Raw genomic sequence first — 12,267 nt, forward strand, 5'->3', positions numbered from 1 at the left:
TTTGGCGAGCAAATAAGTTGATAGATATAAGGTTTTATCAAGGTTTTTAATTATGCTTTCATTTTAATACTATACATTAAATTTGTCAAGCGTTTTATAAAATAATTTACTAACTCTTTAACTCTGTTCCTTGACAATTGAATAGAGCATGTGAGATAATAGGGGAGAAGAAAAGAAAGATGTTGCTTAGCAACGTGTTCACGCTTAACCTCTAAGTCGCCAGCTTGGAGGTTTTTTGGTACGTAAAAAACACCCCACATCGCCAGATTGTGGAGTGCAAGGCGTTAATCCTCATCGCTATGTTTGTCTAGTAGCCAGGTCAAGATGACTGGGGCTAGTGCGACAACTAGCGGATGGGAAAGAAAAGAAATTATCGTGTCCACGCATTTCACCTCCTTAGCTGTATGGTTAACAGCGGGGATTTGTGACTAACGCCGTCACTATTATATCACATTTCTAATTCAGCTTGTCAGAGATTTCTTTTGACAACTGAAAATAGATGTGAGATAATATAGGGGAAGTGAAGATGTAGTCTACTATAACTACAAAAAAGCCCCTGCTGATAACCACAAAAGCAAGGGCTTTTTCTAGTCTACGCTAGAAAGGTGGGTTGGTCGCTATTTCTTGTTTAGCCATTTTTCGATGACTATCAGGATGATACCGACTACCAAGGGTAGAATAATATTTGTGAAGATGTAATCTACCATAGGCTCCACCTCCCTTCTAAGGCAGATGTGCCGTCACTATTATACCACATGCTCTATCAGTTAGATAGGGCATTTTTTATTTTCAAAAAGGAGGAGGTTACATGAGCCAACAACATCTTAAATGGATTGAGCTTGTAAAAGAGCGAATTGAAAAACGTGGGTGGTCGCAGACGGACCTAGCTACCGTCGTAGGCGTTAGTCCGTCAGCCATCACACAGTTGCTTAAGGATGGAAAAGGGAGCGATGATTTGAAGCTTCGTATTAACAAGAAGTTGAGAATTAGCGAGTCGTGGGAGAAATTTGAGGAGTAGAAAAATGAGACCAAGACGATATCCGTATAGTGGACAAAAATAGTCCACCTTTGTAAAGGCAGACCCTGAGTTATTATTGAATATCGATAAGATTGATTGTGGGAATATAAAAACAATAAATCTATTTGGAAAAATTTTAGATAAAGAAAGTAGGTAAGAAGAATGGCTAAAAATTCAATGACCCTTGAAGTTAAAGTAAATATTACGAATATGGAGAAATTTAATGATCTTGTCAAAGAGTTCAATAAAAAAGCTCACGAGCTTGAAGAGCTTGCTCATGAGCTGAATTGGTTTCGTTTTGAAGCAGATATCCTATCAAATGATGGCAACTAGTTCAAAATTAGTATTTTCTGGAAACAGATAAATTGGATATGATTCTTTTGTTTCGAGATTACGGAACTGGTAACCAAAATAATCTTTTTTTGCATTTGAATTTTTTTCAGTTAGTATTTCAATACTAGCTTGTGATAGCAACTTAAAAATCTGAATACGAGCTTGTTCCATATCAGACACTCTATTCAAGGCTCTTAGTTCGTGTTCGCTTGGGAATGCACTTATCAATTCTTCTCTATTATCTAAATAGGTTATAGAATCATCCAGATAATCATATTTTAATTTGAAATCGATAAAAGATAAATTCCTGTATTCTTGATAGGTTACAAAGGTAATATTTTTATCTTGGAATCGGTAGACGAGGGAATCATTTTGTAATTCATCCTTAAATTCCGTAAGACCAATTAAAAATTTATGACAAGCTTCTAAAATACGAATTTGATTTAGATTCATTTTATTTTCCTCCTTTCTGTTGGAATGTTGACTAAAACGGTGAGAGGTCCTAGTCAAGATTATTATAGCAATTTAGGAGGATATTACATCAGTCTTGAGGCTGATATAGGAGGTTGAATGGAAGATAAAATCATCGAACTTGCTGATTACTTCATCAGCGAAAACACAACGTACAGAGAGGCTAAAATAGCGTGTGAGAAGCTATTTAGACAAGTCAGCCATGAGATAGAACTCAGGGCGATGGAAAGTAAAACTTTTTAAACTAAAAAGCACCTAACAATGTCAGGCGCTCAACAAAAATAACTAACTGAATTATATCGCGAAAGGAACATTATGAACGAAATTTTTAATTTTCACGGGCAGGAAGTCCGTACTCTGACAATTGATGACGAGCCTTGGTTCGTCGGGAAAGATGTGGCGGATATTCTGGGGTACCAAAACGGTAGTCGAGATATTAACCGTCACGTAGATGATGAAGATCGTCAAAACTACCAAAACGGTACTTTTGGAAATAGAGGCGTTACCGTTATCAACGAATCTGGTCTCTACTCTCTTATCTTATCCAGTAAATTACCTCAAGCGAAAGAGTTTAAACGTTGGGTGACATCAGAGGTTTTGCCAGCTATTCGCAAGCAGGGGGGATTTATCCGTGAGGACTTGGATGAGGATGCCTTCATTGCTCTATTTACTGGACAGAAGAAATTGCGTGAGCAACAAGCTAGCATGATTGAAGACATCGACTACCTCAAGAGTGAGCAACCGATTCATCCAAGCTATGCTCAATCTCTCCTGAAGAAGCGTAAGGCTAGGGTTGTGGCATGCCTGGGTGGTATTGATAGCCCAGCTTATGCAGATAAGAATTTTGCTCAGTCGGTATTTAGACAAGCTGAGATTGATTTCAAGGATCATTTTAATATTAGTCGCTATGACCTGCTACCCAAGAAGCATGCGGATGCTGCTCTAGCTTACTGGATGACGTGGGAGCCAAGCACCAATACCAAGATGAAAATCATGAAATTGAACTCATTTGACGAAGGGTAAGAGGGGAAGAAGATGGACAATGTTCTACTTTCACTATCTGAATGGATTAAATCCATTATCAAGGACACAATCACTAGATTGGTTGAAATCGAAAAAGATAGTGACCACTATCCAGAGTTGATGGATGTGAACACTACATGTGATTTTCTAGGAATTAAGTATGCCACATTTTCAGATAATTATCGTTACTTAAAGGGATTTCCAAAGGAATTACCTGGTAAGAAATGGTCAAAAAGAGCCATCAAAGAATGGCTCTCTAATCAAATATAATAACTTTACTAAAAGGCTTCTGGACAAGGTCTTAGCAAAATTATTTGACTATATTATAACACAAAAAGAGCATAAGGAGATAAAAATGTTTGAACCACCGATTTTAGACCAGCTGATGGGTGCTGGAGCTTTGCTGATTGGATTTGCAGGGCTTTGCCGTCATATAAAATTGCAAGAGGATCGTAAGGAAAAAGAAAGACGAGAAGAGCAAGAATTTGCGTCTATGATTATCCAAGGCTACAACCATGCATACGAACGTGGTAGAGAGGCACAGCGTCAAGAAATCCGCAAGAATATCCGTAGAGAGTTCAAGGGTTTTACCTACGACAATGAACCACCTGTAGGCTTACGCCCTGAGCCATTAGCCTTACCAGAGCCGAAACAGTCTGCAATCAGACTTTTGTAATGAGGAGGGCAGAAATGGAAGAATTGATTGAATGGCTGTTATGGCACGAGAGAGTGAATAAAGAAATGTTATCGTCTGATGAAGAAAAGTCTGACTTTGAAATATATTTAGAGGACGAGAACAGGAAAATTTCACTTATCAAAGAATACCTAACCGACTATGGAAAACTAGCCAAGGACTACCGTGATGTGGTATCTGAAAATAAGCTGTTAAAGGTCGAGAAGATGGCGCTAGAAGGCAGACACATCTATGAGGATATGCGAATGAAGTATCGCGCTAACCGTAGGAAGTGGGGTGTGAGATTATGGCGTTAAAAAACAAGCGGTATTTCTGGATCCAGCTTGCTCAAGACTTCTTTAAGTCAAAGGAGATGAAACTACTTCGTAAGATTGCTGGTGGAGATACACATACCATCATTTATCTCAAAATGATGTTAATTAGCTTGGAAGACGGAGGGCATATTTACTATGATGGACTTGCAGACAATCTAGCTGAGGAAATTGCTCTTGTCATTGACGAAAATGTTGAAGATATTAAAATTACATTGATTTTTTTAGAAAGCAAAGGATTGCTGACTAGAAACTCTGACCGTGATTATTTCTTAGAACAGGTTCCTGAGATGGTTGGGAGTGAAACAGCGAGCACTCGTAGAAGTCGTAAGCACAGAGAATTACAAAAGTTGCATTGCAACACTATCGCAACAACTTGCAACGGAGATATAGATAAAGAGATAGATAAAGAGATAGAGAAAGAGATAGAGAAAGATATAGATAAAGATAAAAATCCAGTCGAGCTCATCGTGGAAGAATATCAATCTCGTATTGCTCCGTTGGATGGAACTCAATTTGAAATCTTGAAAGAGTTCATCACCTTGGACGGCATGGAAGCGAAAGTTGTCCTGAAAGCAATTGGTCTTGCTGCTGACAATGGTAAAAGAAATTTTAGCTATATTAAAGCAATTTTGACGAATTGGAAAAAAGACGGGGTCTTGACGATTGCAGCAGTAGATGAACGTGAGCGTCAATACAGAGAAAGTAAGATCAGCAATCGCCAAGGACAAGCAAAATCTAACGTTCCTGAATGGTCTCAACCTAACTATGTGAATACCACGAGTGAGGAGGACAAGAAAGAGCTTGAAAAACGGAAACGTGAATTACTTGAAAGGCTTGAGAATGGAGGTGTCTGATGTTTATTTTAAAGCATGGTACAAGAGAGGACAAGCCCTTTCTGAGGTCCGCAGTTATCGGAGTGACTGGCTTGGACATTTCATGTTCTGAGGAGAAGAAAGCCATGCGGTTTGTTTCTCGGGCGGCAGCCTTACAGGTTGGAAAGGCTTTGAGGGGTTCCTTTGGGAACTTTTACCCTGTTGAGGTGGAGTGATGATGAAATTCTTAAATGGTGACTGCATGGACATCATGAAACAATATCCTGATAATTACTTTGACCTAGCTATTGTTGATCCACCATATTTTTCTGGTCCAGAAAAAAGGAAATTTTACGGACGGAAAATCAGTCCAATAGGTGTAAGCGGACTCTATGGCGAAATCTCAGAGTGGAAAATTCCAAACAGAGATTATTTTGATGAACTTTTCAGGGTATCTAAAAATCAAATTATTTGGGGTGTGAACTACTTCGACTATTCTTTTGGTTCTGGCCGTATTGTGTGGGACAAAGTTAATGGTCAATCAAGTTTTTCAGATTGTGAGATAGCGTACTGCAGTTATCATGATAGTACTAGGCTATTTCGTTACATGTGGAATGGTATGATGCAAGGTAAATCAATCTCTGAAGGTCATATACAACAAGGAAATAAGGCATTGAATGAGGTTAGAATCCATCCGACACAAAAACCAGTCAACCTTTACCTTTGGTTATTGCAAACTTACGCAAAAGAAGGCGATAAAATACTTGATACTCACGTCGGTTCAGCAAGTAGCTTGATTGCTTGCGGAGAGCTAGGATTTGACTATGTTGGATGCGAGATTGATAAAAGTATTTTCAACCTCGCTCAACAGAGACTTGATGCTTATGAGAAGCAGTTGAAGTTATTTTAGGAGGTATTGATGTTAGAGCTTTACTTCGTCTACAACGGGCACTGCAAGTTTTACCTTGGGACGTTTGACAATGTCGATGATCTCATTGAGCAAATGGAAGATCATCAGTGGGCTTTCTCGGCTATCACTCAGCCAAGGTTTCAGAAGCACATTGGTCAGCGGACGACACGGTTTGACTATGGTGCGAAGGATTGTTACTATTTAGCAACTTTTTCAGGAGGAGAAGAAAATGATTGAATTTATTAAAGAATTTGGAATAACTTTTCTGTGCTTTTTTATCGGTTACTCAGTTGTGGAATGTGCGACAGGAAAGGAAAAGAAAGATGATTAATAATGTTACGTTAGTGGGGCGCTTGACGAAAGACCCTGAATTAAAACATACACCGTCGAATGTGGCGGTTGCTACCTTTACTCTGGCGGTCAATCGGAATTTCAAGGGAGCCAACGGCGAGCGAGAGGCAGACTTCATCAACTGTATGATGTGGCGCAAGCAGGCGGAGCTATTCGCAGAATGGTGCAAGAAGGGTAATCTGGTCGGTGTGACGGGTCGCATCCAGACAAGGAACTACGAGAATCAGGAGGGGCGCAGGGTCTATCTGACTGAGGTGGTCGCAGATGGTTTTGAGCGACTTGAAAAGCGTGATGATACAGCTAACCGTTCGAACATTGAGGAACAAATGCCAGGATACGCCCTTGAAGAAGATGATTTTCCGTTTTAGCAGGAAGTGATAAATATGATTGGATTAACCTATCAGGAAATTCATCTCTTTGTTGAGTTTTTGAAAAAGCAGTATGGGCAAGGTCGTCCAGACTATATTGAAGCACTGAACGACTTAGACGGCTTGGCGAAAGTCTCCTATAGAGAAGCTATTGAAAGATTTTTAGAAGATGAAGTACGATAAACAGACAGTCATCGACGGATTGAAACGAACAATCGAGCAGACGAAGGCAAGGATAGTTGAACTATCTGAGCCGTGTGTTAAATCACTTGCTTTTAGCAGGTCTGAGGAACGTGACGTGCTTAAAAAGAAAGTGAAAGGATGGAAGAAGAGAATAAAGGAGTTGGAAAATGAAATATAAAGTGACAGAATACCATTCAGATTTTCAGGAAGAACAGACTGGCACTTGCGAATTGTGTTTTGGTACAGCGTGGGTTGAAAATGGTTCAATAACGGTTGAAGATGAAAATGGAACTGAAACAGAAATTTATTTAACGGTTTGGGATTGGGGCGATTACAACACAATCTACATTGATAATGTGGTTAACTTCTCAGCTTGGTTGCAAGAAAGGGAAGTTGACCCAATCAGTGAAGAAACCGAACCTTGGTCGTGGTTGCATGAATTGGTAGAAAAATATAACGAGGAATTGGAAGATGAATAAGCAGGAAGCGTTAAAAAGGATTGAGGTACAGAAAGAAACCCTCATAAGACTTACTGGCTGGGCAGTTTATGTATATATAGAGGAGCTTATTAAAAGTCTTGACGAACCAAAACCGGTCAAAGTACCTCAGTTTGTGGCAGATTGGATAACGCATTCAAAAAATATAGGGCGTTCTCTATTTGGAGCAATGAGTATCTTTGAAGAAAATACCGAGATTAAAAAGTGGCTGCAATGGGCAGATAATCAAGAAACATTCGCACTAGCTTGGATTTTAGGCTATGAGGTCGAGGAAGAAAAGCGGTATACAGTAGTGATGAAAACAACAAAACAACCGCTATATTATAATGCTGGGGATAAGAAACTATTCTTCTCTCTGGGTGGACTAGCTACGAATTTTACCCAAAAACAACTAGAAGAAGCGGATTTCGGCTGGGTATTCGATTGCCCAGGGATTGAGATTGAGGAGGTGGAGTGATGAAGAAAATAACGTTTATCATAGGGTTAGGAGGCGAGCAAATAGAATTCAAAACAAATAGAGATGATTTTATCAATGAATTAAAATTTCGTTATGAAAACAAGCAACTTCTTGAAATCAATCTTGGTCCTGAGATTGTGTTGCTCAATCCCAGCAAGATCTTATTTGTTAAAATCAAGGAGGTCGCAGAATGAAACGTTTTATCGCAATCTGGATTTTATTGTCTGCCGGATTAAATATCTGGCAGATGGACAGGATTCGAGATTTGGAAGAGAAGAAGCCGATGGTTATCTACAAGGCGGATAACGCAGGCGCAGAGATATTCGGTAAGGTCGTCGAGAAAGGGCGACATGGGAAGCTATATACACTTACGATTCGTGATTACGGGGTGTTCGTGGTTACTAAGGATGTGTACGAGAAAGTGAAAGTTGGGGATGAGGTGTTACTCTAATGGACGATATCTTACAAGCTTTAGCAAAAATGCTAAATATGACTGTTGATGAAGTAAGTTCTTTGCTTACAACATTTAAAGGGAATGCACCACAGATTTATGAAATGTTCGTTAAAGAAAAGATGTTTTATGATCTCTTCAGTCTTTTTCAAATCATGTCAATTATAATATTTAGTGTTTCTGCAGTAGTTTTAGCAGTTTTAACTCTCATATATTTTACATACGATGGTGGTTTTGTTTATTCCTATGATATACGTACAGGAAAAACCGAGGAAGAAATTAAATTAGAACGCATTGAACGGAAAAGAAAGGACTTAAAAATACCACTAAAAATTAGTTGCATTTCATCAAGCGCAAGCTTGATAACATTAGTTCTTGCAATTGTTTTAAAAGCAACTCTTGCACCTAATTATATATTCATCGTGAATGAAATTTTACCAAGAATAACGAAAAGATAGGAGTTATCATGAACACACTAGAACAAGTCAAACGATGGTTTATAGACCGTGATTTAGAAAATGGTGGACGACTAGACAAGCAGTCATTAAAACTTAGCGAAGAGTTCGGTGAGTTGTGCGCAGGCTATCTCAAGAAGAATGAGAAGCTGACCAAGGATAGCATTGGAGATTGCGCAGTCGTGATTGTCGGTCTGGGATTGTTGAGCAAAGTGGATTTGGATAGTATTTTTGAAGAGTCGAAGAATGTTAGAAAGAACGATATTATGACATCATTCGCGTACGCAAATACATGTATTAGCAACATTCAAACAGAACAACATCTGAAACTTATGACCTTACGTATAAAATCATTGACTCTATTGATTGGTCATCTAAAATCAATCAGCAAGTCGCTAGGTTATGATTTTGAAGAGTGTTTTGAACTGGCATACCAAGAAATCAAAGATCGCAAGGGTCGTTGGATTGATGGCAGCTTTGTGAAGGAGGAGGATTTGGCATGACACCAAAATTTAGAGTGTGGGATAGCGTAGAAAAGAAATTCGTAGAACATTTTTTTATCACAGATAACGGCTTGATTTGCAACATGGAAAAACCAACATCGGACTCCAAACTTCTTATTCCTATCGAAAAGTCAGAATTGATCCTCATGCAATCAACAGGACTCAAGGATAAGAACGGGGTGGAGATTTTCGAGGGGGATGTGGTTTCTAGGAATAGTGGAATGCCCAGCGTAGTCAAATTTGGTAAATGGATTTATGAGGAAGATTTTGGATATAAAATAAAAAATATCGGGTTTCACCTTAATTCTAGTTGTGATGATGATGAATGGTTTCAAGCTATGGACTATGAAGATATTCGCAAGAATTATGAAGTCATTGGCAATATCTACGAAAACCCAGAACTTTTGGAGGATAAGGAATGAACCCAGAAATAATTGACAACATCAACAAACCAAGCCACTACCAAGGTAGATATGGTATGGAATCTATCGATGCTTTAAGGAATTTCATGACACCAGAACAGCTGAAAGGCTTTTATCTTGGAAATGCCTTGAAGTATCAACTGCGATTTCAGAAGAAAAACGGTCTTGAAGACCTGAAGAAAGCCAGAAAGAACCTTGACTGGCTGATTGAGGAGATGGAACATGAGTGAATACGCTTTGTATCAAGGTGATGCATTCATAACATTGGGCACTCTTACTGAAATCAGCAAAGAAACAGGAATCGCTGAAAGGATGTTGAAGTATTACACTTTTGCATCTACACAAAGAAGAAATCCGAATGGTAGGGCAGTCGTAAAGATTGAGGTGGATGATGAATAGAGAAAACAAAAAATTCCCAGAACAATTACGGATGTGGCGGAAATCAAGGCGATTGACACAAACACAAGCTGGGAAAGTGCTCTGTGTTTCCGCAAACACGATTAGTAGTTGGGAAAGAGGCAAGGTACCGCCTGAACGTTTTAGAAAACGAATAGCTGAAGAGTTAGGAGTTGAGGAATCAATTTTATTCGATATAGTCCCCAAAGAGTTCAATACCATTTTGAAAACAAAACGGCTAGAGCGTGGACTGACTCAGAAAGAGTTAAGCGATAAGTTAGGCTATTCCGTTTCAACAATCAATAATTGGGAGAACGGTGCAAGTATTTTAGAGTTTGCCATCGAAGATATCTGTACGTTTTTTGGGATTGAGATCCAAGAAAGGAATTAAAAGTCAATGAACAAAAGAATTAAGAAAAAGATAGCTAAACGGCAGATACAAGAAAAGCAAGAAGAATTAGCCAAACAACTACGGAAGTTAAGTCCTGAAGAAATTGAAGATATAGCTAAAATGATTAACCAGGCATTTTCTAATATTCGCAAGGCTTTCTCTCAGATATTTGATAACTTGTTTACATTTTTTTAAAAACTTGGAGGTGGAAATTGAAAAAATTGAGCGACGAAGAACTCAAAACGTTAGACAGAGAACTTTTCAAATTTCAAAACATTCAACGCACAATAGACTTAAGAAGGCTAGAATTAGAAACCAGAAACCCAGATGCCCAAAATGGGCCTACTGTAGGAATAAGCAAGCCTACCGAAACTATCGCAATCAGAATCGCGGATGATCCGACTTTAAAATTTCTTGAAGGATTTAAAGGGATTATTAACAAACTACTGATCAATCTAGTTAATGAAGATAAGGAAATCTTTAATCTGCGCTGGAGATATCCTCAACTGAGATGGGAAGAAATAGCAGAACAGAAATTCATGAGCAAAGCTACAATCTATCGACGTAGAAGGATTATCCTAGAGCAGTACGCTATTTTGAAAGGTGAGTTGTAAATAAGATTGAGACAAAAGACATCTTGAAGTCTCACAAAAAAAGGTCTATTATGATAGCATGAACTTCTGAAAACAAAAACACAAATCACATGTTGGAGTCATCCTATTTTTTCCAGAAAAGTTGTTTAACAGAGGAACATCATGAGTCAGCAACCAGCTGGCTTTTTGTTTTGTAGAAAGGAGGCAGTTATGGAATTTGTATCACCGATAAAAGATAATGATGACATTCAAGCTATGAAAGATTATCTCAGAGAATGGAATGAGATGTATTATATGCTATTCATCACAGGTCTGAATACTGGTTTACGAGTCGGAGATATACTTACCTTGAAAGTTAAAGATGTCCAGGGATGGCACATCAAGCTGAGAGAACGGAAGACTGGCAAGCAGATAACAAGACGGATGACAAAAGAACTCAAGAAAGAAATGAGAAGATATGTCGAAGACAAACCATTTCATCATTTCTTATTCAAGAGTAGGCAAGGGAAAAATAAAGCAATCACTCGTGAGAGAGCCTATCAAATTATTCATGAGGCTGCTGAAGAGCTTGGCATTGATAATGTCGGCACACATACAATGCGCAAGACATTCGGCTATAAATATTACAACAAGACAAAGGACGTAGGGACATTACAGAAAATGTTCAATCACTCATCACCTGCAATAACCTTGAGATACATAGGGATAGAACAAGCAGAGCTTGATGATGCTTTACGGAACTTTGTCATTTAATTTTTTAGATATTACTTTCACATAATGAGTTAAGCATAAACTGAAAAAATGAAACTCTTTAAAACCCATGCTTAGTAAGGGTTTGAGATTTAGAGTGAGTTTAACAAAATATAAGATATGTGAAAGTGAGGGATAAAATTGGTATAGTTGAAGGATGGAACATTGAGATTATTTCTAGGATATCTAGTTGTTTATTTTTTTACCCTAATTATTTTAGTCATTTTTTTTGATCATACAAAAAGAGATGTATTAGACTTCCTTGCTGAAGGGCTGCGATTTATTTTTTTACCGTTCGTTTTTCTTTTTGTATTAGTCTATGATTTGATAAATAAAAGATGAGACAAAAGACATCTTGAAGTCTCACAAAAAAAGGTTTATTATGGTAGCATAGATTTCTTGTATGAGATGGGATAGGTCAAGAGCCTGTCCTTTTGTTTTGCAAAGGAGTATATATCATGTACAACAAACCAGTCAGACAGAGCTTGAAGACAAGGAAGTGGAACAAGTTCCGTGACAAGGTCATGAGACAACACGATTACCTTTGCCAAGAAAGTCTAAGATATGGGCAGTCAGTTCCAGCTGAAATGGTTCATCATATTTACCCAGTATCTGAGTATCCGGAACTTGAGTATGTATCTTGGAATTGTTTGCCGCTGACCAACCGCAAACATAATACGTTCCATGACCGCAACAACGATAAGATAATCGGAAATGGAATTTATTGGCAGAAGAAAAGAAAAAAAGAATTTTTAAATTTTTTCAAAAACAAAAATGAAAAATGAAAAAAATTTTTTATCCCCCCCACTTCAAAAAAATTTTTTCGAAGCCTCTGGGAACCGGTGAAGGGAACTTTTTCCAAGTCGGGGGCCTTC

Annotated in this window: 29 protein-coding genes; 27 read left to right on the forward strand and 2 right to left on the reverse strand. The window is 38.3% G+C overall.

Translation table 11 applies throughout. The annotated features are described in order from the left end of the window. Positions 1–617: 617 nt before the first annotated feature. Complete coding sequence (locus HT679_RS09710; RefSeq protein WP_073177132.1) at positions 618–707, reverse strand: type I addiction module toxin, Fst family; 90 nt, start codon at positions 705–707, stop codon at positions 618–620. A gap of 101 nt (positions 708–808) precedes the next feature. On the opposite strand from HT679_RS09710, the gene HT679_RS09715 reads away from it, so the two are divergent. Both HT679_RS09715 and HT679_RS09720 read left to right on the forward strand, forming a co-directional pair. Continuing rightward, a complete protein-coding gene (locus HT679_RS09715) occupies positions 809–1,018 on the forward strand; it encodes a helix-turn-helix transcriptional regulator (protein WP_173214359.1) in 210 nt (69 codons plus the stop codon). Between the two features lie 162 nt (positions 1,019–1,180). Next, on the forward strand, positions 1,181–1,351 hold the full coding sequence (locus tag HT679_RS09720; RefSeq protein WP_173214361.1) for a hypothetical protein: 171 nt from the start codon (positions 1,181–1,183) through the stop codon (positions 1,349–1,351). Here the strand turns inward: HT679_RS09720 and HT679_RS09725 are convergent. Further along, positions 1,334–1,804: a hypothetical protein gene (locus tag HT679_RS09725; RefSeq protein ID WP_173214363.1), complete on the reverse strand. Its 471-nt coding sequence runs from the start codon at positions 1,802–1,804 to the stop codon at positions 1,334–1,336. The two genes, HT679_RS09720 and HT679_RS09725, sit on opposite strands and share 18 nt — an antisense overlap. Before the next feature lie 117 nt (positions 1,805–1,921). On the opposite strand from HT679_RS09725, the gene HT679_RS09730 reads away from it, so the two are divergent. The 25 genes from HT679_RS09730 to HT679_RS09850 all read left to right on the forward strand — a co-directional run bounded on the left by HT679_RS09730 (position 1,922) and on the right by HT679_RS09850 (position 12,177). After that, positions 1,922–2,065, forward strand: coding sequence for a hypothetical protein (locus HT679_RS09730; protein ID WP_173214365.1), 144 nt, complete (start codon positions 1,922–1,924; stop codon positions 2,063–2,065). A gap of 72 nt (positions 2,066–2,137) precedes the next feature. Beyond that, positions 2,138–2,845 (forward strand): ORF6C domain-containing protein, encoded by a 708-nt coding sequence (locus HT679_RS09735; protein ID WP_173214367.1) that lies wholly within the window; start codon positions 2,138–2,140, stop codon positions 2,843–2,845. A 12-nt stretch (positions 2,846–2,857) separates the two neighbouring features. Continuing rightward, a complete protein-coding gene (locus HT679_RS09740) occupies positions 2,858–3,115 on the forward strand; it encodes a hypothetical protein (protein ID WP_000370958.1) in 258 nt (85 codons plus the stop codon). 85 nt (positions 3,116–3,200) lie between these two features. Continuing rightward, on the forward strand, positions 3,201–3,521 hold the full coding sequence (locus HT679_RS09745; protein ID WP_112445619.1) for a hypothetical protein: 321 nt from the start codon (positions 3,201–3,203) through the stop codon (positions 3,519–3,521). 65 nt (positions 3,522–3,586) lie between these two features. Beyond that, complete coding sequence (locus HT679_RS09750) at positions 3,587–3,835, forward strand: hypothetical protein (RefSeq protein ID WP_240149596.1); 249 nt, start codon at positions 3,587–3,589, stop codon at positions 3,833–3,835. Next, a complete protein-coding gene (locus tag HT679_RS09755; RefSeq protein ID WP_173214371.1) occupies positions 3,826–4,707 on the forward strand; it encodes a phage replisome organizer N-terminal domain-containing protein in 882 nt (293 codons plus the stop codon). The genes HT679_RS09750 and HT679_RS09755 overlap by 10 nt, the downstream gene beginning before the upstream one ends. After that, positions 4,707–4,901, forward strand: coding sequence for a hypothetical protein (locus tag HT679_RS09760; protein WP_050234594.1), 195 nt, complete (start codon positions 4,707–4,709; stop codon positions 4,899–4,901). Before HT679_RS09755 ends, HT679_RS09760 begins: the two co-directional genes overlap by 1 nt. Then, positions 4,901–5,575: a DNA methyltransferase gene (locus HT679_RS09765; protein WP_173214373.1), complete on the forward strand. Its 675-nt coding sequence runs from the start codon at positions 4,901–4,903 to the stop codon at positions 5,573–5,575. Before HT679_RS09760 ends, HT679_RS09765 begins: the two co-directional genes overlap by 1 nt. A 9-nt stretch (positions 5,576–5,584) precedes the next feature. Further along, positions 5,585–5,812, forward strand: a complete 228-nt coding sequence (locus HT679_RS09770; RefSeq protein WP_031222755.1) for a hypothetical protein — start codon at positions 5,585–5,587, stop codon at positions 5,810–5,812. A gap of 86 nt (positions 5,813–5,898) precedes the next feature. Continuing rightward, on the forward strand, positions 5,899–6,294 hold the full coding sequence (ssb, locus tag HT679_RS09775; protein ID WP_000609556.1) for a single-stranded DNA-binding protein: 396 nt from the start codon (positions 5,899–5,901) through the stop codon (positions 6,292–6,294). Between the two features lie 15 nt (positions 6,295–6,309). Continuing rightward, the gene (locus tag HT679_RS09780; RefSeq protein WP_173214375.1) at positions 6,310–6,477 is read left to right on the forward strand and encodes a hypothetical protein; all 168 of its coding nucleotides are present in this window, start codon (positions 6,310–6,312) and stop codon (positions 6,475–6,477) included. A 167-nt stretch (positions 6,478–6,644) separates the two neighbouring features. Further along, positions 6,645–6,956 (forward strand): hypothetical protein, encoded by a 312-nt coding sequence (locus HT679_RS09785; protein ID WP_173214378.1) that lies wholly within the window; start codon positions 6,645–6,647, stop codon positions 6,954–6,956. Then, positions 6,949–7,431 (forward strand): DUF1642 domain-containing protein, encoded by a 483-nt coding sequence (locus HT679_RS09790; protein WP_112445635.1) that lies wholly within the window; start codon positions 6,949–6,951, stop codon positions 7,429–7,431. Before HT679_RS09785 ends, HT679_RS09790 begins: the two co-directional genes overlap by 8 nt. Beyond that, the gene (locus HT679_RS09795) at positions 7,431–7,625 is read left to right on the forward strand and encodes a hypothetical protein (RefSeq protein WP_173214380.1); all 195 of its coding nucleotides are present in this window, start codon (positions 7,431–7,433) and stop codon (positions 7,623–7,625) included. Before HT679_RS09790 ends, HT679_RS09795 begins: the two co-directional genes overlap by 1 nt. Then, complete coding sequence (locus HT679_RS09800) at positions 7,622–7,882, forward strand: DUF1372 family protein (RefSeq protein ID WP_049515369.1); 261 nt, start codon at positions 7,622–7,624, stop codon at positions 7,880–7,882. Before HT679_RS09795 ends, HT679_RS09800 begins: the two co-directional genes overlap by 4 nt. Then, positions 7,882–8,340, forward strand: coding sequence for a hypothetical protein (locus tag HT679_RS09805; protein WP_173214382.1), 459 nt, complete (start codon positions 7,882–7,884; stop codon positions 8,338–8,340). Before HT679_RS09800 ends, HT679_RS09805 begins: the two co-directional genes overlap by 1 nt. Before the next feature lie 8 nt (positions 8,341–8,348). Beyond that, positions 8,349–8,840 carry a MazG-like family protein gene (locus HT679_RS09810; RefSeq protein WP_173214384.1) on the forward strand — a complete coding sequence of 164 codons (492 nt, stop codon included), beginning with the start codon at positions 8,349–8,351 and terminating at the stop codon, positions 8,838–8,840. After that, positions 8,837–9,262 carry a YopX family protein gene (locus tag HT679_RS09815; RefSeq protein ID WP_173214387.1) on the forward strand — a complete coding sequence of 142 codons (426 nt, stop codon included), beginning with the start codon at positions 8,837–8,839 and terminating at the stop codon, positions 9,260–9,262. The genes HT679_RS09810 and HT679_RS09815 overlap by 4 nt, the downstream gene beginning before the upstream one ends. Beyond that, positions 9,259–9,492, forward strand: a complete 234-nt coding sequence (locus HT679_RS09820) for a DUF3310 domain-containing protein (protein ID WP_173214389.1) — start codon at positions 9,259–9,261, stop codon at positions 9,490–9,492. The genes HT679_RS09815 and HT679_RS09820 overlap by 4 nt, the downstream gene beginning before the upstream one ends. Further along, a complete protein-coding gene (locus tag HT679_RS09825; RefSeq protein WP_173214391.1) occupies positions 9,485–9,661 on the forward strand; it encodes a hypothetical protein in 177 nt (58 codons plus the stop codon). The genes HT679_RS09820 and HT679_RS09825 overlap by 8 nt, the downstream gene beginning before the upstream one ends. Then, positions 9,651–10,049, forward strand: coding sequence for a helix-turn-helix transcriptional regulator (locus HT679_RS09830; protein ID WP_173214393.1), 399 nt, complete (start codon positions 9,651–9,653; stop codon positions 10,047–10,049). Before HT679_RS09825 ends, HT679_RS09830 begins: the two co-directional genes overlap by 11 nt. Before the next feature lie 6 nt (positions 10,050–10,055). Next, positions 10,056–10,244, forward strand: coding sequence for a hypothetical protein (locus HT679_RS09835; protein WP_173214395.1), 189 nt, complete (start codon positions 10,056–10,058; stop codon positions 10,242–10,244). A 17-nt stretch (positions 10,245–10,261) separates the two neighbouring features. Beyond that, positions 10,262–10,663: a transcriptional regulator gene (locus HT679_RS09840; RefSeq protein ID WP_173214397.1), complete on the forward strand. Its 402-nt coding sequence runs from the start codon at positions 10,262–10,264 to the stop codon at positions 10,661–10,663. A 189-nt stretch (positions 10,664–10,852) separates the two neighbouring features. Continuing rightward, on the forward strand, positions 10,853–11,395 hold the full coding sequence (locus tag HT679_RS09845; protein WP_049505458.1) for a site-specific integrase: 543 nt from the start codon (positions 10,853–10,855) through the stop codon (positions 11,393–11,395). Positions 11,396–11,850: 455 nt separating this feature from the next. Next, entirely contained in the window at positions 11,851–12,177 is a 327-nt protein-coding gene (locus HT679_RS09850) for an endonuclease (RefSeq protein ID WP_033686226.1), read from the forward strand. The last annotated feature ends 90 nt before the right edge of the window (positions 12,178–12,267 follow it).

The organism is Streptococcus sp. 4886 (genome assembly GCF_013276485.1).
In the GTDB taxonomy this organism is placed as follows: Bacteria; Bacillota; Bacilli; order Lactobacillales; family Streptococcaceae; genus Streptococcus.

Bases quoted from the DNA above. Each gene is read 5' to 3' on its own strand.
- HT679_RS09710 (WP_073177132.1), bottom strand. From the start codon at position 707: ATGGTAGATTACATCTTCACAAATATTATTCTACCCTTGGTAGTCGGT.
- HT679_RS09830 (WP_173214393.1), top strand. From the start codon at position 9,651: ATGATGAATAGAGAAAACAAAAAATTCCCAGAACAATTACGGATGTGG.
- HT679_RS09805 (WP_173214382.1), top strand. From the start codon at position 7,882: ATGGACGATATCTTACAAGCTTTAGCAAAAATGCTAAATATGACTGTT.
- HT679_RS09765 (WP_173214373.1), top strand. From the start codon at position 4,901: ATGATGAAATTCTTAAATGGTGACTGCATGGACATCATGAAACAATAT.
- HT679_RS09780 (WP_173214375.1), top strand. From the start codon at position 6,310: ATGATTGGATTAACCTATCAGGAAATTCATCTCTTTGTTGAGTTTTTG.
- HT679_RS09755 (WP_173214371.1), top strand. From the start codon at position 3,826: ATGGCGTTAAAAAACAAGCGGTATTTCTGGATCCAGCTTGCTCAAGAC.
- HT679_RS09810 (WP_173214384.1), top strand. From the start codon at position 8,349: ATGAACACACTAGAACAAGTCAAACGATGGTTTATAGACCGTGATTTA.
- HT679_RS09720 (WP_173214361.1), top strand. From the start codon at position 1,181: ATGGCTAAAAATTCAATGACCCTTGAAGTTAAAGTAAATATTACGAAT.
- HT679_RS09730 (WP_173214365.1), top strand. From the start codon at position 1,922: ATGGAAGATAAAATCATCGAACTTGCTGATTACTTCATCAGCGAAAAC.
- HT679_RS09825 (WP_173214391.1), top strand. From the start codon at position 9,485: ATGAGTGAATACGCTTTGTATCAAGGTGATGCATTCATAACATTGGGC.
- HT679_RS09815 (WP_173214387.1), top strand. From the start codon at position 8,837: ATGACACCAAAATTTAGAGTGTGGGATAGCGTAGAAAAGAAATTCGTA.
- HT679_RS09835 (WP_173214395.1), top strand. From the start codon at position 10,056: ATGAACAAAAGAATTAAGAAAAAGATAGCTAAACGGCAGATACAAGAA.
- HT679_RS09800 (WP_049515369.1), top strand. From the start codon at position 7,622: ATGAAACGTTTTATCGCAATCTGGATTTTATTGTCTGCCGGATTAAAT.
- HT679_RS09845 (WP_049505458.1), top strand. From the start codon at position 10,853: ATGGAATTTGTATCACCGATAAAAGATAATGATGACATTCAAGCTATG.
- HT679_RS09795 (WP_173214380.1), top strand. From the start codon at position 7,431: ATGAAGAAAATAACGTTTATCATAGGGTTAGGAGGCGAGCAAATAGAA.
- HT679_RS09745 (WP_112445619.1), top strand. From the start codon at position 3,201: ATGTTTGAACCACCGATTTTAGACCAGCTGATGGGTGCTGGAGCTTTG.
- HT679_RS09735 (WP_173214367.1), top strand. From the start codon at position 2,138: ATGAACGAAATTTTTAATTTTCACGGGCAGGAAGTCCGTACTCTGACA.
- HT679_RS09760 (WP_050234594.1), top strand. From the start codon at position 4,707: ATGTTTATTTTAAAGCATGGTACAAGAGAGGACAAGCCCTTTCTGAGG.
- HT679_RS09715 (WP_173214359.1), top strand. From the start codon at position 809: ATGAGCCAACAACATCTTAAATGGATTGAGCTTGTAAAAGAGCGAATT.
- HT679_RS09785 (WP_173214378.1), top strand. From the start codon at position 6,645: ATGAAATATAAAGTGACAGAATACCATTCAGATTTTCAGGAAGAACAG.
- HT679_RS09750 (WP_240149596.1), top strand. From the start codon at position 3,587: ATGTTATCGTCTGATGAAGAAAAGTCTGACTTTGAAATATATTTAGAG.
- HT679_RS09740 (WP_000370958.1), top strand. From the start codon at position 2,858: ATGGACAATGTTCTACTTTCACTATCTGAATGGATTAAATCCATTATC.
- HT679_RS09790 (WP_112445635.1), top strand. From the start codon at position 6,949: ATGAATAAGCAGGAAGCGTTAAAAAGGATTGAGGTACAGAAAGAAACC.
- HT679_RS09770 (WP_031222755.1), top strand. From the start codon at position 5,585: ATGTTAGAGCTTTACTTCGTCTACAACGGGCACTGCAAGTTTTACCTT.
- HT679_RS09850 (WP_033686226.1), top strand. From the start codon at position 11,851: ATGTACAACAAACCAGTCAGACAGAGCTTGAAGACAAGGAAGTGGAAC.
- HT679_RS09820 (WP_173214389.1), top strand. From the start codon at position 9,259: ATGAACCCAGAAATAATTGACAACATCAACAAACCAAGCCACTACCAA.
- ssb (WP_000609556.1), top strand. From the start codon at position 5,899: ATGATTAATAATGTTACGTTAGTGGGGCGCTTGACGAAAGACCCTGAA.
- HT679_RS09725 (WP_173214363.1), bottom strand. From the start codon at position 1,804: ATGAATCTAAATCAAATTCGTATTTTAGAAGCTTGTCATAAATTTTTA.